This is a genomic window from Sporosarcina sp. 179-K 3D1 HS, assembly GCF_047228905.1.
Taxonomy (GTDB): domain Bacteria; phylum Bacillota; class Bacilli; order Bacillales_A; family Planococcaceae; genus Sporosarcina.
In genome coordinates, this window is sequence record NZ_JBFEGI010000005.1 from 150,619 (window position 1) to 172,880 (window position 22,262).

Below are 22,262 nucleotides of genomic sequence, written 5' to 3' on the forward strand. Positions count from 1 at the left end.
TTTGATTCATAATGTTGCACTTATCAGCCCAAACCGCGGACTGATAAGCCGCCATCACTGGAAATGATTTCTCCCGTGATCGCTTTGGATTCATCTGAGGCTAGAAGGACATATGCACCGACATGATCTTCGGATGACATGGCAATCTGAAGCGGATTGCGTTTTCTAATATTTTTTGCCTTCGTGTCATTATCTATTATCTTCACATATGGCTGTAGCGGCGGAATAACAGACAAAGCTGTTAATGTGCCTCCCGGAGCGACAGCGTTGACCCGGACATCCGGCGCCAGTTCAAACGCAAGCTGGCGCAGCAAGCCGATTTGGGCATGTTTGCTTGCCGTATACCAGACACCGCCGCCATCCGGATAGAAACTTGCTCCTGAAACGGTGAAAATAATGCTGCCTTTTGTTTTTACCAACTCCTCTGCAGCGGCCTTCGCCCCTAAAAATGACCCTTTTACGTTGATATCAAACAAATAATCATATGCTTCTTCGACTGCTTCCGGACTGACATCCAAAAATTTAGCGAAGCCGTCGAACACTCCTGCATTCGCAATAAACACATCCAGCTTCCCGAATTTCTCAACCGTGTCTTTCACTATTTTTTGGTTATCTTCATATTTGCTCACATCGCCTTGAATTGTAAGTAGGTTTTTTCCAAATTCATCTGACATTCTATCAAGCCGGTCCTTGGAGCGGCCCATGATACTGACCTGCGCCCCTTCTTGGATGAATCGTCTGGTGACGGCTTCTCCAATTCCCGATGTACCACCTGTTACTATAACTACTTTCTTTTGCAAACCTGTTCCCATAAGTATTACCTCTTTTCGAACTTGGAGTCACAGCAGTAAACGATATAAATAACTTTTTAGGTTGATTAATGATTCATGTTACTAGACAAAAATTGCAAGATTTCTCGTGTTAATTGTAGATTGATCGACAATGAATTCACGCTTCGATAATTTCCATTGTCCCTCTTCATATAGAAACTCATCGATTCTTTCACCAGATATTAAATCATGGTGAATGTCCGTGCTCCTGCTCCTATAGATGAGCAAGTAACTTTTCACTTTGGCAATCTTGTCTTTTTGATAATTTTCCACTCGAACATTGCTAACAAATCGGCGGGTTCTGGACGGTGGTATTTCAGCCCAGGCGTAGTCTGTTTTCAGTCTGTCGACTCTCAGCTTCAGAAGCTCGATATCATCATGGAAGGCGAACATGTCTGTAGAGTAGTCCGGTCGCTCAGTACCTTCTTTGTTAACTCTGACAGGCATCCGATAGAGCAAACTTGGATGCATCAGATCAAACCAATCATCGAACTCAATATTGTCAAGCAGAGCAGCTTCATGATATAGCCATTGTTCAAATCCAGCATGGATTAACATTTTTTCAATATTCATGTCTGTCCTCCTTTTAAATTTCTTATTCCGTCATAAGTGCAAGCCAATATTTATAAAAATTTCGCTGACTCGCTTCAGAGAATTTGTCATCGTAGGCGACACCTGGGCCTACAAAATTCACGGTCTCTCTTTGAAGTCCCATCGTGTAGTTATAGGTCAAATTCTTTTGGAATGGCATTTTTCCTAAAGCCGCCAAAGTAATATCTGTAAAAACTTCCGTGTCGTCTTGTTCAAAAATGCCGGAAGGGCTGAAAGTCAGGATAAATGCATCTCTTGAACGGTCTTTCCATTCTTGTGGAGCATTCTTTTCAACTAGCATCCATGCCGTCACTTCCATTTTACCGACACCGATTGGTCTCCACATCCGGACAGACGTATTGGAAATTGGTTGCCCTTTGATCTCTGTATGTGAAATGAGGAAAGACAAGTTAGGGAATACGTTCCCAATCATATTTTTCATATTACTCAACACATCGTATTGATCTTCCGTTAAGTTCGACTTGAATTCCTCTTTTAAATCCTCAGGAAAAGCGAAGACCGGATTAGGCATACCCAGATTTAAACCGTGGCCATTGTCTGTATAGATTTGATAACCCTTCCTGGAATAGGTCGCACTTGGAACCATGCCAAGTTTTGCAATCGAACCATGAGTGACCATGGTGTGGTAGGAATCTCCAACAAAGTTGTCAGAGCCGATTTTCCAGTTGGAGTTTACGATAAAGCGCTGGGGTTCTCCAATCACTTCCATTTCTGCGCGACCGACCAACAAGTCCAAATACCAAGTGAAATCACCCAAGAAGTCTTTCAACGGTTCCGCTTCATCATTCCATGTGGCAAATAAAAGGCCTTTGTACGATTCAATCCGCACTTCGTTCAGTCCCATTTGCGTACGGTCAAAGTCATCGCCATAAATATCTTTTTGCAGGGGGACTCCGATACATTCACCTGTATTTTTGAAGTTGAATCCATGGTATGGACATTGGAATGTCTTCTTATTTCCTTTGTCAGCACGGCAGAGCTTCATGCCCCGATGCGTACACATATTATAGAAAGCATTGATCTGGTTATTTTTAGTCCGTGTAATGATAATGGAGTATCCTGAAAGCTCACGAGTCATAAAATCATTTTCTTTCAGAATTTCAGACTCATGACCGACAAAAACCCATGTTTTCAAAAATACCTTCTCGTGTTCTAAATCATAAACAGATTCATCCCCTAAAATATAGGCGGGAATAATCCCTTTCTCTGGATGGACCGTTTCTTTTAAGTGGTTTGTCAGTTCCTCTTTTGTCATTTCATCTGATAACTGCCTCGTTTGAGTTTTGATCATTTTCTTTACCTCCCCGCTAATAATCAGCCGATCTGTACGGATCGGTCTTTATTCTGAAGTATCGATAGAACGCTTAATGCAGCTAGAAAACTTGTTTTCGGATTATTTGGCATCGGGTTATTTTCTATTTCAACCTTGAAACTGCCAAATGATCCTTTTGCTTCTATTGTATGGCTATTTTTGGAGGCATTTGGATCCGCAATAATTTTCACATCGGTGCGATCTGGTCCCAATCCTGCTAAGGAAAGTGCTATCGCGACATTAATATTTTTCGGAAACTTTTTAATTGCTTCACTAGCAGGCCCTGCAAAAAGTGTCATCTCTGCTTCCAGAACCTCTCCAGTAGGCAGAGCTGTCGGGGGCTTTCTTGTTGTCAAAGAGACAGATTCCAGTTCCCCCATCGCTTTTGCTGATTTCAGTAAATCTAGCCCGCCTACCGCGCCTGGTGGGAGAAGGACAGTTACATTCTTCTCATCGCAGACTTCCTGCACTGCTTCCAAAAACGAATTGTCAGCCATGGCGCCGATACTGCTTACGATCAAATCGGCTCCACTTTCAAGGATTTTCAAGCCGTATTCACGGACAGCCTCGACTGTTGCTGCTTCAACGACTGTATCAATGCCTGAATTGAGAAAGGATTCCATATCTCCATAAGCGGTTGTGTTGTATTTTTTTGCAATGCGATCTGCCACTTCACTCCGGCGCGAAAACACAGATATAATTTCAGCGCCCGAAAGAAGGTTTTCTATATTGATAGATTGTAAAAGGAATTCACCAATATTGCCGCAGCCGATTAAGCCTACCTTCACACGGCTCCCTCCTTCTTAGTCACCGAATCCGTACGAATCCGCAAATAACTCCAGGCTTCCGTGTCTAGTTTCACGTGATAACCCACTCTCTTTCAGTCCTGGGAAATCCAGTCTCAAATCTTTAAAGACCGTGTGGTTGTTATGGAATACAGCTCCCGCTTCCAGACGGTCTGCCACTTCTATCGCCTTTTCTTCACTTTCAGTCCATATAGAGGCTCGTAAACCAAACTGACTGTCATTCGCCATTTCTACAGCTTGGTCATTAGTAGAGAACGACAATATGGGGATAACCGGGCCAAATTGCTCTGCTTGAACAATTTCACTATCTTGTTGTGCTCCAGTTACAATAGATGGAAGCATAAAGTAACCATGATCCCATGTCTCGGGATCCAATTGAATTCCTGCTGTTACAACATTTGCACCTGTTTGCAAAGTTCTTTCAAGCAACCCCGTAACGTAATTAAATTGAGATTCATTATTTAAAGGTCCCATCGTTACATCCGGCTGGATGCCGTCCCCTACAACCACTCTTTCAAATGATTTCGTCAATTTTTCTACCAATTCATCGTAACGAGATTCATGGACGTAAATTCTTTTAATGGCAGAGCATACTTGGCCGGCTGCCCGTAAAACGCCCATTTTCAACCGTTCAATTGCATCTTTATCCAAGTTGGCATCTTCGAGAATGATTGCTGGATCGTTTCCGCCCAACTCCATAAATATCTTTTGAAGAGTGCTTGAAGACTTCTTCATAATATCTTTACCAGTTTCCGTGCCGCCTACAAATGCAATCGTTTTCACTCGAGAGTCAGAACAGAGTTTGTCTCCGATTTCCCTTCCCGATCCAGTTACAATATTAATGACGCCTACCGGAAAATGGGATGCTAATACTTTAAGAAAATTCATAATGGTTAAAGGACAGTTTGTTGCCGGTTTCACAACAACTGTATTTCCTGCAAGAACTGCAGGTACTACTCTTTTAAAAGTCAAAACCATCGGTGAGTTCCAAGGGGTAATAATCGCTGTAACTCCTCTCGGTCGTCTCCTGATTTGAACGTTTTGCCCATCCATATATTTTTCGGGTTTCCACCACTCAAGCAGTTCCTGTGCAGACCCTTTCATGACGTCTACACATCTAAGCAGATCTTTCTTCGCTTCAACTAATGCTTTCCCATTTTCTCTGACGTACAGGGTTACATTCTCTTCCACAATTTGAGCCAGCTCTTCCGCCGCTTTTTTCATACGGTCTGAACGATCGTTGATATCGGAACAAGACCATTCTTTAAATGCTTGGTTTGCGGACTCAATCGCCTCATTGACTACTTCGTTAGAACATAAGGCGACTTTTCCAACTACTTCATGTGTATGTGCCGGATTGATAACATCTGCTGTTTTGTCTACAGTCCGCCATTCTCCATTAATAAGACACTTTCCTGATGTTTCAGGGTAAGTTGCAATCATTTTTTTACCTCCCGCTAAATTCTCTTTGGTTTAAATGACTCGGCTGCTCCTGGAGGTCCTCCAAATGGTTTTGCCATTGGCCCAACTTTATCCATATCCACAACAATCATCGAAGGATTGCGATTCTCTACCGCTTTCTTTAATTCCGAAGCAAACTCATCTGCAGACTGAATTCTTACCGCATCAAAATGCATAGCCTCTGCCAGTTTCACAAAATCAGGACTTAATAGATCCACAGCCACTTGGCGACCGTATGCCGCATCTTGAATGTTGCGCAGGACACCGTATCCCGAATCATCGAATAAGACGATAATTAATGGAAGCTTTTCTTCAGCAGCTGTCACCATTTCTCCTACGTTGACCATGAACCCGCCATCGCCTGCCATTAACACGACAGTTTTATCTTTACAACCTACTTGGGCACCGATTGCTGTTGGAAGTCCTTGACCGATCCCGCCGCCGGATGCATGGATTGAAGTGCCTGGTTCATAAATTTCAAATAGACGGCTACCCCAGACATTCGCCTGTACGGTTACATCACGGACGAGGATCGAATCTTGGGGCAATACTTCCGTCATCCCATCCAGGATTTTCTCGTAAGGCCCAAGGGTTTCTCTCAATTCCGAACGTACTTTGCTCCGAAGTGCATGAACTTCTTCCAAATAAGAGGCATCCGGGGTAATTGGCTGTTCATCCAATACTTCGGTTATGCCTTTTAAAATATCCTTGGCATCTCCAACCAACCCGATCGTCGCTTCGTAGTTCCTGTTGATGGCCATCCAGTCTGCATCTATTGAAATATGTTTCTCAGGAACAGGCACTTTCCAGTTGGCTGTTTCATTTCCTCTAAAGCGAACCCCCACGCTGATCAGCAAGTCCGCATCTTCCAGAAATTCCCTCGTGGCTTCATTGGCTGCAAAATGGCCGATACATTGCTGATGATTTTCGGGGATGGCCCCTTTTCCGGATTGGCTCGTAATGACAGCCGCCCCGATTTGCTCTGCAAGTTTCCGCAACTCTTTTGACGCCCTTGCAGAATTCACTCCGCCTCCCGCCCAAACCACTGGCCTTTTTGCTTTGACAACCATTTCAGCCACTTTCTCCGGGATCATCAATTTTATATCTGTCAGACTCTCAGGTTTGATTTCTTCCAGCGTAACATCTTCAATAATGGCAGATTGATAGTCAATTGGAATTTCAAGAGATACCGGTCCGGCAGGTGCTGCCAACGCTTCCTGTATGGATTTCTTCAATAAAGAGGATGCTTGTTCCGGTTGCCGCAAGCGTACTGCATTTTTACAGGCTCCGCTCATCATAGACAATTGATCTTTACATTCGTGAATGTAACCCTTGCCCGTCCCAAGATAAGGAGATGCAACCTCACCAGTCAGGTGAAGAAGCGGTACGCCGGCAGCCCAGGCTTCGACTAGCGAACCCGCTCCATTTCCTGCCCCTGTACCGGTACTTGTTATGACTACACCCAATTTTCCAGTAGCACGTGCATAGCCATCAGCCATATTAACTGCTCCACTTTCTCCTCTTGAACAAATAAGCTGGATTGTGCCATCTCTTAATATTGCGTCATAAATAGGCATATTATGTATACTAACGATGCCAAATGCAACTTCAACTCCGGCATTTACCAGCTCTTTCACTACTGCATCCGCAACTGTAAAATCCAAGTTATGTTTAGTTTCCATTTTAGATTCAACCCTCAATCCAGTATTTTTAAATTGCCTTCCCAAGTGCCCCTGCCGTTTCAATGACGGAACCCGCAACATAGCTTGCTTTTTCTGAGGCAAGGAAGACTATCACATTAGCTACCTCTTCCGCTTCTCCTACTCTGCCAAGCGGTATATTGCGCTTTTTCGCCAAGTCGGCGTAATATTCTTCCGGATCCATATCCGGCGCATTTTTTAATCTGCGGCGTTCCCATTGGTCTGTTTTAATAAGTCCTAAGCTAACGGAGTTCACCAGTATATTATCTGCAGCAAGTTCTTGTGACAGTGTTTTGCTTAAATTTAAAAGTCCCGCCCGGGTTGCCGCCGTTGCGACCATATGCCTTTCGGGTTCTTTTGCAAGCGTTGCGTTAATATTGATGATTCTGCCTCCCCCTCTTTTCATCAAATGAGGGTGAACAGCGCGAACCGCGTATATAATGGCAAAATATTTCAATTGAATTTGCTCTTCCCATTGTTCGTCTGTGATATCAAAGAAGTAACCCATTACACTTTGACCAGCGGCATTGACTAGAATATCAATTCCACCAAATTTATTGGCCGCTCCATTTATAAAAAGATCAACGTCTTCCTTTGAAGTGACGTCACATTGACTAGAAAATATATTTTCACTGTCGCCATAAGACAATAAATGACGATGTGCCTTCTCCATACGTTCCTGGCTGCGTCCACAAATGGCAACTTTGGCACCTTCCTGTAAGAATGTTTCTGCTGTTTTTAATCCTACACCGGAAGTTCCTCCCATAATGACGGCTACTTTTCCTTCAAGGCCAAGATTCATTTCTATTCCCCTTTCATAAGATTCCCTGTAGTTATTGCAGAACAAGCAAGAAGCAATGTAATCATTCGCTTCTTGCTTGTAAATTTCACTGAATAATTTAACGTGGCCTAAACGGATTAACGAATACTATCCGCGACAACCCATCCTGGATCAGGTTCTCCTGCCATGGCTTTCCGGGCTTCCGGAGTTGGGGGACCGGCAATACCCCATTGGTCCATCAAGTGCGGAACTCGTTTCCACACTCTGGCTCTCCATTCAGATTCATCTTCTATTGTCTCTAGGTAGCATGTGTATTCCATTACAAACCCGCCTGTATCTTGAAAATAGCAGAAAATATTATCCCCTGGCCCATGTCTGCCTGGACCCCATAATTCTTTGAGTCCAGCTTCCCTGACGTTCGCTATCCCTCTCATCACTTCGTTCACTGAGTCTAGTTCGTATGCTATATGATTCACAGAAGTGTGGGATGCCTGGTTGAATGCAATGGAGTGGTGTTTCTTGTTACAACGGAGGAAGGACATTTGATGCTCACTCCAGTCCGTAACTTTAAAACCTAGGACATCCGTGTAAAATTCCACAATCCCATCCAAATCTTTTGTGTTCATTACAACGTGGTTCAATTTAACGGGATCCACATTCTTATTGCTCCAGATGGATGTTTGGACTTCAACCCAGGCGGATAATTCAATCAGCCGGTTCTCCGGATCAAGAAATCTGAGACCATAGCCTCCGCCTGCTTCATCTAAATAGCCTGGTTGATCAACAATTTGCACGTTTTTGGATTGAAGAATCTCAGCTGCTTGATCCACGGCATTTTTATCAACCATTCCAAAAGCGATATGGTGCAGTCCTGCTTTTTCTCCTTTGTGAAGACTTAAAATATGGTGCTCTGGACCAGCACCTCGAAAGTATGCCGTGTCCTCTTCCAAGGTATCCACCTTATCCAAGCCCCAAGTATTTTCGTAGAAAGCTACTTGTTCCTCAAAGTTTGGAGTGATTAGGCTGATGTGGCGTAAATGTGTAATACCAAGCATATGTTTTAACCCCCTATCATTTATAGATGAGCTTTGTGTTAAATATCTTTAGCATGATCTGAAAGGACAAAACTTACTTTTGACTAATAATTGCTTCTCTCTCAGTTGCACGCTGCTTGCGAAGTTCCTCAAGAGCGCTTCCTTCCGGATATGTTGGCAAGTTCGGCTTGCTCGCACCCAACATGACTAGCATCAACGCTTCTTCGTCTCCGTCATTACGGATTCCTCGATGGACTCCAGGCGGGCTGCTAATGCAATCCCTTTCATTTAGCTTAATCTCGTGGACTTCATCACTATGCACTTCCTTAATTAAAGCAGTGACGTTACCTTTTAAAATGAAGAAAACTTCTTCTACATCATCATGCAAATGTAAAGGTCCTACGCATCCCGGAGGTAAAACCATTGTACTCAATGTAAAATGTTCCGCAGCTATTACGTTTGCATCTGCATTGGCTGTTGCTCCGCGTCCAATGTAACGCATTTGTGCCCGTTTGTATTTTGGATCAATTTCTTCCTGAAACTTCAAAACACCCCAATCCAGCGTCCGATCCTTAAGTCTTGCCACATACTTTTTCTCAAACTCTTCAACTGAAAATTTTTCATTCGTCATTTTAATTTTCCTCCCTTTCGCTTCCGAAACTTGTTTTACATACAAAACAATGTTTCATTTATAACTCCATACTAATAAATTATGATAACGCTGTCAAGATTAAATTTTTAGAATGTTTACATATCAAAATAAAGCAACTATAGAAGACGTATGATATTGGAGAATTGTTCAATAAAAAAACGTATAGATGCTTAAAATTCAGCATCTATACGTATAGGCCGATCAACTAATCCGTTCAGCCGTTTGATGGAAAACCCGGACTTCTGCAGCTTCTTTTTTGATAGTGAAAAGATAAGCGAGTAAGCCGAGAAGCGAGGCAATAATCAGCATAATGATGGAAGAACTGAAACTTCCTCCAGATGCATCCCGCAGCCAGCCCATAATATAACTTGAAAAGCCCCCCATAATATTCGTGAACCCCATCAGTCCTGCTGCTCGTCCAGCAGTAGCAGGTGTTGAAAACTTCACGATAAACAGGTTACTTAGATGGAATACTCCTCCTTGTGCTCCCATAGCCAGCCCCATACAAAGACCAGCAATGATCGGATTCGGAGCCATAATCGCATATGCGAGAAATAGTGCTGTGATTCCAAACAAAACAGTAGCCATTAAACTTGGTCTTCTCGTCTTATCGGATAAATAACCGGAAATCAAAACAAAAATAAGAGCAAACATCCATGATATGGAGGTTATGTTTTTCATACCTTCCTGAGCAAAACCTCGTCCCTCAGCCAAATAAGTTGGCAACCATATGCTAATGCCAAAAAATAAAAAGGATGCAACCAACATTCCAAACCAAACTACCCAATAACGGAAATCTTGTGTAAAGCTTTTAGTAGGCGCCTCATCTTGGATGTCTGTCATTCGAATGTATTCCAGCTCATCTTTATCTACCCTTGGATGCTCTTCAGGAGTATTTCTTGTTAAGAACAGGAACATAGGCATTACGAGAAGCAAGTTAAAACCTGCAAGGATAAAAAATGCTGCCTGCCAATGCAGAGTTGAAATAATAAAAACAAGCATCAACGCTCCTAGAGCAGGTCCCAAATAATTCCCCGTAATCCATGAAGCTTGGGCCTTACCTAATTCGCGGCGGTTAAACCAGTTTGAAATGAATTTTCCTGATACAGGAATCATCATCCCTTCTCCCAATCCGAGAATAATTCTACTGATCAAAAACATTTCATATGTAGTTGATAGTCCCGCCATAATCATTGTCAAAGTCCAGACTACTAAGCCCAGAATAGCCGTTTGGCGAGCACCCAGCTTATCGATAATAACTCCCCAGAATAGATTTGAAAGCGCATACGAAATAGTGAAAACAAAAGTGATCAACCCTATTTTTGCGCTACGATCATCACCGGTTAATCCCAAAGCATTCAAAAACTCCGGGTCTGTCTGAATGATAGAAATACCCATCTTGTCGATTTGACCAAAAAACCAGAAGAAGAAAATAGGCAAAGCTACATACAGCCAGCGTTTGTTGTTTTGAAGCATATGTTTCTCCCCTTTCCAAAACAATCTTCGATTATTCACGGATTACAATCTATGACGAATATTCAGAAATCTGATTGTAGAATCCTTTGAAACCGAAACGTTGTTTTACATATGAAAAATCTTAATAGTTTTAAAATAGATTGTCAATAACTTTTTCACGATGAAAAAATGTTTATTATAAAAAACAAAAATCTTACATGTCGGCAGACACGTAAGATTTTTCATGTTATTTCTTATACCCTAAATGCTCGGATAACTTTGCTGCAACTTCAATTACTTTCGGTACAGCCTTTTCTATAAGGAGTTTTTCAGGCAACAAAAGTTCCGTTGCTACTACGTTTAACGCAGCCTTGACACTTCCTGTATGATCAAAAATAGGAGCGGCAGCTGAACGAACGCCTGGAAGAAAGTCTCCTTCTGATATTGCATAGCCCTGTTTTCTAACTTTTTCTAGTTCTTTTTGAAGAGAAGAAAAATTCATTGTCTGGTTCGCAATAAACTTTTCTTCTAATCTTTCCTGGGGCTGAAATGCCAGCAACACTCTACCATTTGCCAGTGATTGTGCCGGTAGCCTCGTTCCTATATTTACATTAATAACTGAAACATGCCTTACCGGGGCAGTTCCTATGTAAACGACTTCTTGACCATCTAAGATGGATAAATGGCAGGATGTATCCAGCTCATCTCTCAGCTTTTCCATATACGGTTGGGCAATTTTCGGCAAGTTCAAGCTATTCAAATAGGCAAATCCTAATTCTAATACTTTTGGTGTCAGGCTATATCGTTTTGTACTTTCATCTTGATCAAGATATCCCATACTTTGCAGTGTATGCAGAAAACGATAGGGAACTGTCCTGCTGACCCCTAGGCTTTTAGAGATTTCCAGCAACGATAAAGTAGGAGTTTCTTCATTGAAAAGCTTTAATATTTCCAATCCTCTAACCAAGGAGTTTACGGTATATTTCTCTGTCTCTACTACGTTCATTGATAATGCATCCCCTTATAACATTTTCAAGAAGCTTTTCTTAATCATAAAATTAAAACTCATGTTTGTAAATTAATTTCAAAAAAACTGGCAGAGATAAAAAACTCTTCGCCAGTTTTTATAAGGTGCTACCTGCTATTCTCTCAAAAAGTTTACGACTTTTTCATTAAATGTCTCTGGATCTTCCTGATAGCATAAATGTCCTGCATTTGGGATAATTTCCAGCCTTGATCCCTCAATGAGCCGATGAAACACTTCTGCTTCACTAACAGGCGTCACTTTGTCCTCTTCTCCGCATATAACTAGTGTTGGAACAGAGATGGAAGGCAGCAGGTCCAAATTGTTCAAGTTTGATAGCGAATAAGATACAGAACGGTATCCCGGAGGTCTTACTTGTGACATAATGCGCTCGGCCTCTTGTATCACTTCTGTAGAAGCGTTGGATGAAAGGAGGTTTCTTGCCCGCTGTCTAGCCAGTTCCGACGGGTCTAGGTTGTTTATCGAATCGAGGCGATTTTGCAGCTTTTTTTGATTCTCCTCCTCTGACAAAGCCGCAGCTCCTCTTGTAGGATCCGCAATGATGAGCTTGTCGACCATTTCAGGAAAGCGGCTTGTAAAATCAATGGCAATCGCCGAACCCATCGAATGGCCCAGAAGATAAACAGATTTGTAACCTAACGCATCGACAAATTCCTTAAGTACATCGGCAAATTGGGAAAAATGCTGGAACTCGTCCTTTGGATCTGAACTCTCGCCATATCCGGGTGCATCCCAAGCGATGACTGTGAATGTATCATTCAAAGATGCAAGCTGGTTTTTCCAGGATTGCGAGTTATTTCCCAATCCATGCAAAATAATAAGAGGATGTCCATTCCCTTCTTTTTTATAATGAATAGTAAAATCTTTCAGTTGTACCGTTGGCATTCATAAAACCTCACTAATTTCTTATTTTTGAACTTTGGTGGATTAGTCATTTATTTGTAAATACCTTACCAGTAAACAAATTTTTTTCTAATTAATAATAACAAACGATCCAATAAATATCCCAAAGTAGAAACTATAATCACAGCAGCTAATACTTTACTTTGCGATAAAGAGGCTGATAAGTAAGTCAGCAAGTAGCCGATCCCATTGTTTGAACTTATCATTTCCGTTAATACTGCAATAACAACTGCTATAGGGAGTGCAATTCTAAAGCCTGTAAATATAGCCGGCATTGTTCCAGGAATGAAAACTTTCCAAAACAATTGCCTGTCATTTGCCCCCATATTTGTTCCGCTCCAAATATGTAAACGGTCCACCCTTTTAGCACCATAATAGGTGTTAACAACGATTGGAAATATACATTCCAAAAAAATAATAAATATTTTGGAAGCTGAACCTAGTCCAAAAAGAAGAACAATAATCGGATAGATCGCAACCCGCGGTATCGGATACCCTGCAGTGAAAATCGGCTGCATAATATTATCAAAAACTGCAGAACGACTCATGAAAATCCCAACAGGAATACCTATTAAAGCTGCCAGGAAAAAACCGCTAAAAATTCTGTATAACGTTACAGAAATATTTGGCCATAATTCGGCAGAAGTGAGCAGCTCGAATAAGGATATAAAAATGATTTTCAAATCGGGGAATAACTGTTCCGGAAATAGATGCGTCATGGCAACGACTTGCCAAAGCACCGCTATAAGAATAAGTGACTGAAATTTACTAATTCCTTGCCAAACTTTGCTCACTACTTACCCTCCTCCTGTCTATTCCACCACAGAGCACGCGAACGGATCAAAATTAACAGGCGATCAAAGAGAAAACCTAAGGCAGCGATGACGAATATTGCTGCAAGGGCAATGTCAGTCCGTCCATAAGCATCCGCATTCAAAATCATAAATCCTAATCCTAGACCTGAAGATGTCCCGATCATTTCTGAAGAAAACATCATGACAAAACACAAGGCAAGCGCCACTCTCCAACCATCAAAGATTTTCGGCAGGGCAGCCGGCAAAATAACCCGCCTGAGAATTTGTAATTGACTAGCTCCCATATTTTTAGCCGACCAAAAATGCAGTTTACTAATACCCCGCACCCCATCAATTGTTGAGATAAAGCAAGGAAAAAAAGCCGTTGTAAAAATTATGAGGATCCTTGTCGTGTCAGTTACTCCAAACCATACTAAAAAGACCGGCAGCAGAGCAATTTTTGGAATTGGATTAAAAAATGAAATAAGTGGATCAAAAAACCTGCCCACCGGTTTAAAATAGCCGGCTAATACTCCTAACCCGGTTCCAATGATAATGACTAAGAGAAAGCTAACAAGTGTACGATAAAGACTAACTTCTATATGGGGAAATATCTCTTTCGTAGAGAACATTTCCCATATGTTTCCTAAAACTACCGAAGGGTTAGAAAGATACTTCGGAAACACGCTCAATTTAGATAGAAAATGCCAAAGCAATATGAATAACACCAGCTCAATTATAGCGTATACAGTGAACTTGACAGCATTCATATTACTTTGCATATGAGATGCCCTCTATACTCTTTACATTTTCTTCAGCATGTAGTAAGTCCCAAATATGATTTCGGTAATCTACAAATTCATAAGATTTTCTTATCTCTATTCCACGTGGTCGTGGGAGTTGTATCTTAATAATCTCTTTCACTGTTGACGGTCGCTTTGTCAGGACTACTACATAATCACTTAAAAAAACAGCCTCATCAATATCATGGGTTACAAAGAGAACACTTTTTTTCGATTCCGACCAGATTCTCTGAAGTTCTGACTGCATCTTTTCCCTTGTTTGTGCGTCCAAAGCTCCAAATGGTTCGTCCATCAAGAGTACATCCGGATTAAATGCAAGCACTTTTGCCAAGGAGACTCTTTGTCTCATGCCCCCTGAAAGCTCCGACGGAAGATGGTTACGGAAATCCCATAATCCGACCAAGGATAGATAGTGTTCAACACGATCTTTTATATCTTTTTTAGAATAGCCTTGCACTTCCAATCCCCACGCAACATTCCCGTATACTTTCTTCCAGGGGAATAAAGCCGACTCTTGAAACATCATTCCTCGGTCCGGGCCGGGTTTATCGACCTCTTTATCTCTAACGGTCACCTTGCCTGAAGTTTTATCAATAAAACCGCCTACTATATGCAAAAAAGTACTTTTTCCGCAACCACTTGGACCTACAATGCTGACAAAGTCACCTTCTTTTATGTCTAGGTCAATTCCTTTGATAGCTTCAACTTCTTCATTTTTCCTTGAAAATGTTTTACGGAGACCTTCAATTTTAATAGTAGTTTCTTTATTTGCTCCTATTGGAATACTTCTCGCCACCACTTTGCTGTTTTTCATGTTTGCACCCCCACTCAAATATACAGGCGCCTTGGACTCTTCATGCCGGCAAGGCGCCTACAAACCATGACTGCAACGCTTACACGGATATCATTTTAAATACGAATCATCCAAAAGCTTGTCTAAGTCTACTTCCTTTTCAATCCATTTCTCTTCTAACAGTATTTTCTGCACTTCTACCCAGCTCTCACGGTTTAAAGAAAGATCTTTTGAACGATTGCTGTCTTCCATGTTCAGGTAGACATCCTGGCTCGCTAACACGAATTCTTTGTCTAGTAATATTTGGCGTGCTTCCTTTTCATTTTCCAAATAATATTTCATTGTAGTTTGGAAGTCTTCAATGAAGGCTTCGAATGCCTCTTCATTTTCACTAATGAACTTAGGATCAAAGAAAAGAGATAAAAAGTCCTCATCTACAGGAACTCCGTCTTTGGAAGTGAATACGGTTTGGAGTTCTCCTTTTGGCTCCAATTCGGCGTAAAATGGCTGTGGTACTAAACCAACATCAATTTTTCCGCTTTTTACGGATTCCTCTACAGCCGGAGTTGGCAAAACAGAGAACTTCACGTCTTTATCCGGATCTAACCCTGCCCTTCTTAAAGCAGTTCGTGCCCACATGTCTGTTGGAGACTTGAAATCCGGTATTCCTATAGTTTTTCCTTTTAAATCCTTCACGGAATCTATCCCTGATCCTTTTTTCGCCATGAAAGGAAAATTGAATCCCTCATTTGGAGTGTCTTTTGCCACACTTGCTACAACTTTCAGTTCCACACCCTGACTAGCCGCCATGATAAGTGCGCCCTGGCCAAGTGTTCCGCCTTCAAGTTGGCCTGCACGATACGCATTAAGTCGATCTGAATTTGCTCTGAACTGTTGAAATTCAATCTCATATTTATCTCCGTTATATTTTGTAAGTTCAGGCGCTGCATCCATCAACCAAAGAGGTTCTTCTGTTGCATAACCAATGCCAATTCTAATTTTTACCGGACCATCATTTTTACTGTCGCTAGAAGACCCTGCTTCTTTATCAGTTCCACAACCTATCAATCCAACTGCTAATAGACTCATCAACATGCCTAACATTAACTTTTTCATCTTATCCCCCTCTTTTTTGTATATTAAAAAAGCGTAAGATTATATCCGGCTTCTCCCTCCCAATAATTTATTAACCGCTTACATTTTGTGTTTTACATATAAAACACTGTTACAAGTAATGGTCTTATTATTATTGTCTGCGAATTCAGATTTGTCAACTGTATTTGTAATAGTGTTAAAATTGAATGGGGAGTAGTAGCCCTTTTACAAACGGAAAGGATCGGGTAAGCTCACTTTCCTTTCGTCTTTATTTCTTGATAACAATATACGTTTCGTCCTCACCACAGCCATAGTATGATTTGGCAATGGCGACAGTCATCCAATTCGTATCTAAAAGGATAGACCGTGAAACTTACGAATTGGAGGATTTATATGATATGCGGATTAAAAAAGCCAACTAGCCACCGTAAGTGGATAATTAGCTTTTCAACGAAATATACGCTAAATAGAATGGATGGGTTGCGATAAAGCTTGCCATAATGCGGATTTACACTGTACAGAAATTAAAATATAAAAAAGCCTAATTTCTCGGTGGTAAATCTGAGAAATTAGGCTTTCGTTACTTCAGATTACTTCTGCACGATCTGAATAAGATTCCCGCATGTATCGTCGAAGACAGCTATTGTGACTTCGCCCATTTCTGTCGGCTCCATAGTAAATTTCACGCCTTGTTTCAATAACCTTTCGTACTCTTTGCGAATATCCTCAACACCAAACATTGTTACTGGTATGCCTTCTTCAAATAGCTTCTCTTGATACTCTTTAGCAGCTGGATGATTATTGGGTTCGAGCAAAAGCTCAGTACCTTCTTGCTCCTTGGGAGAAACAACTGTGATCCACCTAAATTCTCCGGCGGGAACGTCGTGCTTTTTTACAAAGCCCAACGTTTCTGTATAAAACTGTAGTGCTTTGTCTTGATCTTGTACGAATATACTGGTGACAATGATTTTCATATATTTTTACCTCCTTTGATATTTGTTATGAATGGTGAGGGGTTATATCCCCCCTCCTTTTACTCTTCCATTATTCTATCGAAAATATTTAATTGCTCAATGTGAGCCTTTTCTTCTCTTTCCTCCAAGTTTTCCACAACAGTTTCCCCAATGACTATTTCTTTATAATCCTCGACTGATAATAAAGCTTTATTGAGCAAGCCTAACTTATATAAGGATACATAGAGGGCAACAGATCTTGCTTGACAGTTGATTGATTTTTGCGGATTAAATTCAATATCTGTAAAAGCATTATATTTCACCACTTGATCGCATAGCTCCTTATTTAAGGACAGTGCATTGATGTACAACCAGTCATAAAATATTGTTTTCGGTTCAAGTCCAAATTCTTTATTAAAAAATTGAAACCGAAGTAAGTTGCCACTGTTTTTTAATCTTAAATCTTTTTTCGCCTCTTTGGAGGTCTTTTCATAAAGGTCCATAAAAGGTCCACCAAATTCAAATACCTTACTTGCCTGAAAAGCAGTTTCCACACTAAATGACGTACCCTTCCTGGTCTCAATCATTAGATTAAATGCACTTAATGAAATGCCTAATTCATTGTCGGCTTTACTGGATACTTCTAACACTTTTAGAGAAGGGTGTTTTTCCAATAAGTTTTCATGCAGGGATTGAATGGATCTTTGTTTTTGCTTTACTGAGAATCCAGGGAACCATTCAAATTCAATATCCATAGTTTTTACAAAGTCTTTTTGACCGTTATCTGAAATAAAAACAGGTCTTTTAGCCATATATACTATCTTCCCTCCAATAACCATAATCTTGCCTACCATTGAAATATACATTGCCCTCTATCGCACCAACATTGCGGGAATTAGGTGGTTATATCTGTCTTTTATTATCTCACTCTCAAATGCTACTGTAAAAATGTAGTTCGATTCAAGCTCACCAAATAACCTTCAATCAATTTTCGTCAAAAAAAGCCCCCACATTATGTGAAGAGCTCAGTCAATCGGTATGATCTTAATTGTTATTATCTAAAAAATACTTTGTCAATATTGTACATTGACTTGAGTTCATTAATAATATACGTTTCGTAAATTTCCCGATGTACAGGGTCTTCAATGACGCATACTTCAATTGTAGTGATTTCATCTCGGTGATTTTTCATTGGAGATACAGTATCCTCAAAATGTTTTTTTATCCTCGGTCTCAGCTTCCTTGCTTTACCGACGAATAATAGCTCTTTATTTTTGTTATAGAACATGAAAATACCACCCTTATCTCTAGGGATTAGATGAAAATCAGTAAACCCATAAATATTACTCAGCTCTGGATTATTCTGTTTGGAAATGGTAACTGTTGGTTCTGGAATCGTTATGTTTATCAATTACGTTCACTGCCTCCTTGTATATCTCATTAAATGTTATCATAACCGGAAATAAAAAACTCACTTATTTATGGTACGGTTCACCGCATTAAATCTAGGTGAGATAGTTTAAACCTGTTCTCTGTATCTTTTTGCCAAACCTTTTAAGAAGTTTCTAGCATATCGATCGCCGCATTCTTTATAATTTCGGTGTCCTTCTTTTCTTAGAACGGCACTCAATTCATTTTTTGATAAATTTACGCCTGCTTCGTGTAGGATATCCAGTATATCTTCACTTTTAAGTGAAAGTGCAATTTTCATTTTCTTGAGTAATATATTATTCACATTTCGGTTATCTTTCGTCATCAGGAATTGATTTTGTGCGTTCTCTGGCTTAACATCCCGTACTCCTCTTTTCAGGATCACAAATCCATTTAAAAAGGACTCCAACACGGTGTTGTCGACCTCTTTAACATAATCATTTTCTTGCGCTTCATCAACCGGAACATTTTTCACCTTTGCTAACATTTCCTGAACTTCTTCTTTCGTCGTTTCTATACCGCCAAGCCCAAAAATCTCCACCATAGCCGTGTCTTTTATATCCAAAGCATATCTCAATCTAACTAAAATATCGTTATTATTCATCTTAATCCTCCTAAACCTTTTACTACTTGCACAGTACTTACCAATGCCTTTTTTACAAGCTTCTGTGTATAAGAACCGCCCTACTTATGATACGGTTCCCCCCGCATAATCTTAAACCCTCGATACACCTGCTCCAACAACACCAATTTCATCAGCTGATGGGGAAAGGTCATCTTCGAAAACGATAACAATTCATCCGCCCGTTTTAACACACTATCATGCAGTCCTAGCGACCCACCGATAACAAATACAACCTTACTCCGCCCGTACGTCATCAATGACTCCAATCCTGCCGCCAACTCCTCGGAAGTTTTCATTTTTCCTTCGATGGCTAACGCAATGACATAAGCGTCCGGGCTGGTTTTCGACAAGATCCGATCGGCTTCTTTCTTTTTCACGATCTCCATGTCGGCCTCGCTTAAAGATTCGGGTGCTTTTTCGTCCGCGACTTCTACCAAGTCCACTTTGGCGTAGGCGCTAAGCCGTTTCACGTATTCTTCAATTCCCAATTTTAAATATTTTTCTTTTAATTTGCCAACTGTCACAATTGTAATATTCACAGGTTGTCCACCCTTTTCAAAATGTTATTCACAAAACTTATTCACATATCCACAGGCCTTCCCAACATCTTGTGTCCGACTATTCGTTCGCCACAACATATAAAACCAGTTCTTCACAATCGGTATGTTTTGTGGATAACTTTTCGTCTTCCGGTATAAAGCTAATTTGAGAAAAGCTTTCTTCCTTTTCCACCCATACGTCCAATGCTTGATCTATATGGGTTTCACAGTTATTTACCTTCATTTCTTCCCCTGTTTTCTTTTACACAAAGTTATGCACAAATATTTTGACTTATCCACATCTGCAAAAAAGCATGAGAAAAGCGGATGGAATAGCTGTTTGTTGGCTACTCCACCCGCTGTGGATAACTATCTGTTGAAAACTATTTGTAACAACATTTCATCAGAATGAATTTCCCGACTTTAATTCCATTTCAATTTCGAGCTGCTTACCATCCCGGTATACTTTCATAACCATGGAATCACCCACTCGTTTTGAATTATAGAGATGTTTTCGCAAGGTGACCATATCCTCGATCTTCTCGCCATCCATCTCCACGATTGTATCATATTTCTGCACGCCTGCCAGTTGAGCTGGGGAATTTCGTATGACATCGGTCACTACGACGCCATCGGTCACATCTTCAGGCAACTTCAGCACTTCGCGTTGCTGCTGGGATGGTACGCTACGAAGGTCAAGCAAGGTGACCCCCATCGTTGGACGATGAACCGTTCCTGTCGATTCCAATTGTTCGATGATCGGAATGGCCAGATTGATCGGAATGGCGAGACCTATCCCTTCGACTGTCGATTCCGTAATTTTCATGGAGTTGATACCGATCAGTTGACCCGCCATATTGATCAATGCGCCACCCGAATTGCCCGGGTTGATGGCTGCATCGGTCTGCAGTACATCCGCCTGCCAATCGATCACGCCATCCCTGTCAAAATCAATGGGTATCGTCCGGTCTTTCCCTGAAACGACACCGACCGTCACCGATCCTGAAAATCCAAGACCGAGTGGATTCCCGATGGCCATCACCGTCTCTCCCCGTTTGAGCGCATCCGAATTGCCAAAATCCACGACGGTCTTCGCATGCTTCCCATCGATTTCAATGACAGCTAAATCGGTCCACACATCGCTGCCGACCAATTTTCCATTCGTTTTCGAACCATCGTCAAAGGTGATCTCCAGTTGTTGGGCACCTTCCACGACGTGGTGATTGGTGACAATATATGCTTTGTCCCCAGACTTTTTATAAATAACACCGGATCCTGTACCAGTCTCCCTTGTCGTTTCGGTCGTCGACCAAAAATCGCGCACCGTCTGAAGATTGGTGACGCCGACTACTGCATCTGCCACTCTTCCGACGACCTCGGTCACATCACTTGAAACTTCCACTGAAAGACGTTCTGTTTGGACGTTTTGGGAAGTCCCCGCTTTCCCCTCATCATTGACCGTCGCTTTCTCATCCGTTCCTCCTACATTGGTCATCAAAAACCATACAAGGAGACCGCCGATGATGGCGCCAAGCAAACTCGGCAGGAAGCCGCCTCTTTGTTTAGGAGGTCTTGAGGAAGGAGGTCTCGATTCTCTTCTTACTTCCGTTTCAGGCTCGTTGTCGTCCACTTGAGGTCGGTTTTCCTGTCCCTCATTATACGGTTTGAACTCATCCATGGGCCTCTTCCTTTCCACCTGTACTATAGTTACCTTTCCCTAATTCCATTTTTTCAAAAATTGTGAGGCGTTTCAAATGGGATGCTCTGCCTTTAGGATACTTCACTTTTCCAAGTCGATTCTAAATTTAATTAAAGAAAAAAAGCCTCACCCGAAGGCAAGGTCTTTTACACTGTCACTAACTCGGTCGGCTTGTCTGCATCCGTATCGTATAAATGCACGTACTCACCTGTCAGGATTCCGCATGTTTCGAGTGTCTGCGAGACGCTCATCCTGGCCAAGTCTTTCATATTATTATCTTTGCTCAAGTGGGACAGATAGATTCTCGTCTCTTTCTCTTCCACCACTTCGCTCATGGCAACCGCCGCGTCTTCGTTGGAAACATGGCCGACATCACTAAGAATCCGCCGTTTCACCGACCATGGATAACGGCCCATCTGCAACATGCTGACATCATGGTTGCTTTCAAACACAAACGTATCCGCGCCGTGGATGATCCCTTTCATCCGATCGCTCACATAGCCGGTATCCGTGATGATCGCCAATTTCCGCCCATTTTCGTGAAACACATAGAACATCGGATCCGCCGCATCATGCGAGACGGCAAAGGATTGGACATCGAGGGAACCGAACGACTGAACCGTATCCATATCGAACTGGAATCGCTGTTCAAGTGGGATCGTACCAACAAGTCCGTCCATCGCCTGCCACGTTTTTTCATTCGCATATATCGGCGTGCCATACTTCCTCGCTACAACGCCAATTCCTTTAATATGATCGCTATGTTCATGGGTTACAAAAATCCCGTCGATCTGTTTCAATGAACGATCGATGCCTGCCATCAGACTTTCCAATTTCTTTGCACTGAAACCGGCATCCACTAAAAATGCGTGTTTCTCGTTTTCTATATAAATGGCATTGCCCGTACTACCGCTTGCAAGTACACTAAAGCGCATGCTG

At 41.6% G+C, this 22,262-nt stretch carries 24 protein-coding genes; all 24 read right to left on the reverse strand.

The window, feature by feature from the left end:
* Positions 1 to 23: 23 nt before the first annotated feature.
* Positions 24 to 812 carry an SDR family NAD(P)-dependent oxidoreductase gene (locus AB1K83_RS09130; protein WP_413057877.1) on the reverse strand — a complete coding sequence of 263 codons (789 nt, stop codon included), beginning with the start codon at positions 810 to 812 and terminating at the stop codon, positions 24 to 26.
* Positions 813 to 893: 81 nt separating this feature from the next.
* A complete protein-coding gene (locus AB1K83_RS09135) occupies positions 894 to 1,403 on the reverse strand; it encodes an aromatic-ring-hydroxylating dioxygenase subunit beta (protein ID WP_413057878.1) in 510 nt (169 codons plus the stop codon).
* Between the two features lie 22 nt (positions 1,404 to 1,425).
* Positions 1,426 to 2,733, reverse strand: a complete 1,308-nt coding sequence (locus tag AB1K83_RS09140) for an aromatic ring-hydroxylating oxygenase subunit alpha (protein ID WP_413057879.1) — start codon at positions 2,731 to 2,733, stop codon at positions 1,426 to 1,428.
* Between the two features lie 23 nt (positions 2,734 to 2,756).
* The gene (gene nadX, locus AB1K83_RS09145; RefSeq protein ID WP_413057880.1) at positions 2,757 to 3,542 is read right to left on the reverse strand and encodes an aspartate dehydrogenase; all 786 of its coding nucleotides are present in this window, start codon (positions 3,540 to 3,542) and stop codon (positions 2,757 to 2,759) included.
* 15 nt (positions 3,543 to 3,557) lie between these two features.
* Complete coding sequence (locus AB1K83_RS09150; RefSeq protein WP_413057881.1) at positions 3,558 to 5,003, reverse strand: aldehyde dehydrogenase family protein; 1,446 nt, start codon at positions 5,001 to 5,003, stop codon at positions 3,558 to 3,560.
* 14 nt (positions 5,004 to 5,017) lie between these two features.
* Positions 5,018 to 6,703 (reverse strand): thiamine pyrophosphate-binding protein, encoded by a 1,686-nt coding sequence (locus AB1K83_RS09155; RefSeq protein WP_413057882.1) that lies wholly within the window; start codon positions 6,701 to 6,703, stop codon positions 5,018 to 5,020.
* Between the two features lie 28 nt (positions 6,704 to 6,731).
* Positions 6,732 to 7,523: an SDR family oxidoreductase gene (locus tag AB1K83_RS09160; protein WP_413057883.1), complete on the reverse strand. Its 792-nt coding sequence runs from the start codon at positions 7,521 to 7,523 to the stop codon at positions 6,732 to 6,734.
* A gap of 116 nt (positions 7,524 to 7,639) precedes the next feature.
* A complete protein-coding gene (locus AB1K83_RS09165; RefSeq protein WP_413057884.1) occupies positions 7,640 to 8,557 on the reverse strand; it encodes a VOC family protein in 918 nt (305 codons plus the stop codon).
* Between the two features lie 73 nt (positions 8,558 to 8,630).
* Positions 8,631 to 9,167, reverse strand: coding sequence for a cupin domain-containing protein (locus AB1K83_RS09170; protein ID WP_413057885.1), 537 nt, complete (start codon positions 9,165 to 9,167; stop codon positions 8,631 to 8,633).
* 222 nt (positions 9,168 to 9,389) lie between these two features.
* On the reverse strand, positions 9,390 to 10,664 hold the full coding sequence (locus AB1K83_RS09175) for an MFS transporter (protein ID WP_413057886.1): 1,275 nt from the start codon (positions 10,662 to 10,664) through the stop codon (positions 9,390 to 9,392).
* Positions 10,665 to 10,890: 226 nt separating this feature from the next.
* Positions 10,891 to 11,649, reverse strand: coding sequence for an IclR family transcriptional regulator (locus AB1K83_RS09180; protein ID WP_413057887.1), 759 nt, complete (start codon positions 11,647 to 11,649; stop codon positions 10,891 to 10,893).
* A 135-nt stretch (positions 11,650 to 11,784) separates the two neighbouring features.
* The gene (locus AB1K83_RS09185; protein WP_413057888.1) at positions 11,785 to 12,573 is read right to left on the reverse strand and encodes an alpha/beta fold hydrolase; all 789 of its coding nucleotides are present in this window, start codon (positions 12,571 to 12,573) and stop codon (positions 11,785 to 11,787) included.
* Positions 12,574 to 12,638: 65 nt separating this feature from the next.
* Positions 12,639 to 13,385: an ABC transporter permease gene (locus tag AB1K83_RS09190; RefSeq protein WP_413057889.1), complete on the reverse strand. Its 747-nt coding sequence runs from the start codon at positions 13,383 to 13,385 to the stop codon at positions 12,639 to 12,641.
* Positions 13,385 to 14,167 (reverse strand): ABC transporter permease, encoded by a 783-nt coding sequence (locus tag AB1K83_RS09195; RefSeq protein WP_413057890.1) that lies wholly within the window; start codon positions 14,165 to 14,167, stop codon positions 13,385 to 13,387. The genes AB1K83_RS09190 and AB1K83_RS09195 overlap by 1 nt, the downstream gene beginning before the upstream one ends.
* The gene (locus tag AB1K83_RS09200; protein ID WP_413057891.1) at positions 14,157 to 15,002 is read right to left on the reverse strand and encodes an ABC transporter ATP-binding protein; all 846 of its coding nucleotides are present in this window, start codon (positions 15,000 to 15,002) and stop codon (positions 14,157 to 14,159) included. The genes AB1K83_RS09195 and AB1K83_RS09200 overlap by 11 nt, the downstream gene beginning before the upstream one ends.
* Before the next feature lie 90 nt (positions 15,003 to 15,092).
* A complete protein-coding gene (locus AB1K83_RS09205) occupies positions 15,093 to 16,097 on the reverse strand; it encodes an ABC transporter substrate-binding protein (RefSeq protein WP_413057892.1) in 1,005 nt (334 codons plus the stop codon).
* Positions 16,098 to 16,666: 569 nt separating this feature from the next.
* Positions 16,667 to 17,050, reverse strand: coding sequence for a VOC family protein (locus AB1K83_RS09210; RefSeq protein WP_413057893.1), 384 nt, complete (start codon positions 17,048 to 17,050; stop codon positions 16,667 to 16,669).
* Between the two features lie 59 nt (positions 17,051 to 17,109).
* Positions 17,110 to 17,841: a DUF6977 family protein gene (locus AB1K83_RS09215; RefSeq protein ID WP_413057894.1), complete on the reverse strand. Its 732-nt coding sequence runs from the start codon at positions 17,839 to 17,841 to the stop codon at positions 17,110 to 17,112.
* A gap of 242 nt (positions 17,842 to 18,083) precedes the next feature.
* A complete protein-coding gene (locus AB1K83_RS09220) occupies positions 18,084 to 18,440 on the reverse strand; it encodes a nucleotide excision repair endonuclease (RefSeq protein ID WP_413057895.1) in 357 nt (118 codons plus the stop codon).
* Positions 18,441 to 18,548: 108 nt separating this feature from the next.
* The gene (locus AB1K83_RS09225) at positions 18,549 to 19,070 is read right to left on the reverse strand and encodes a DUF1456 family protein (protein ID WP_413057936.1); all 522 of its coding nucleotides are present in this window, start codon (positions 19,068 to 19,070) and stop codon (positions 18,549 to 18,551) included.
* Positions 19,071 to 19,144: 74 nt separating this feature from the next.
* Positions 19,145 to 19,624: a 23S rRNA (pseudouridine(1915)-N(3))-methyltransferase RlmH gene (gene rlmH, locus AB1K83_RS09230; protein ID WP_413057896.1), complete on the reverse strand. Its 480-nt coding sequence runs from the start codon at positions 19,622 to 19,624 to the stop codon at positions 19,145 to 19,147.
* A gap of 79 nt (positions 19,625 to 19,703) precedes the next feature.
* On the reverse strand, positions 19,704 to 19,868 hold the full coding sequence (locus AB1K83_RS09235; protein WP_413057897.1) for a CxxH/CxxC protein: 165 nt from the start codon (positions 19,866 to 19,868) through the stop codon (positions 19,704 to 19,706).
* Positions 19,869 to 20,027: 159 nt separating this feature from the next.
* Positions 20,028 to 21,302, reverse strand: a complete 1,275-nt coding sequence (locus tag AB1K83_RS09240) for a S1C family serine protease (RefSeq protein ID WP_413057898.1) — start codon at positions 21,300 to 21,302, stop codon at positions 20,028 to 20,030.
* Positions 21,303 to 21,469: 167 nt separating this feature from the next.
* A complete protein-coding gene (locus tag AB1K83_RS09245; RefSeq protein WP_413057899.1) occupies positions 21,470 to 22,258 on the reverse strand; it encodes an MBL fold metallo-hydrolase in 789 nt (262 codons plus the stop codon).
* Positions 22,259 to 22,262 lie beyond the last annotated feature (4 nt).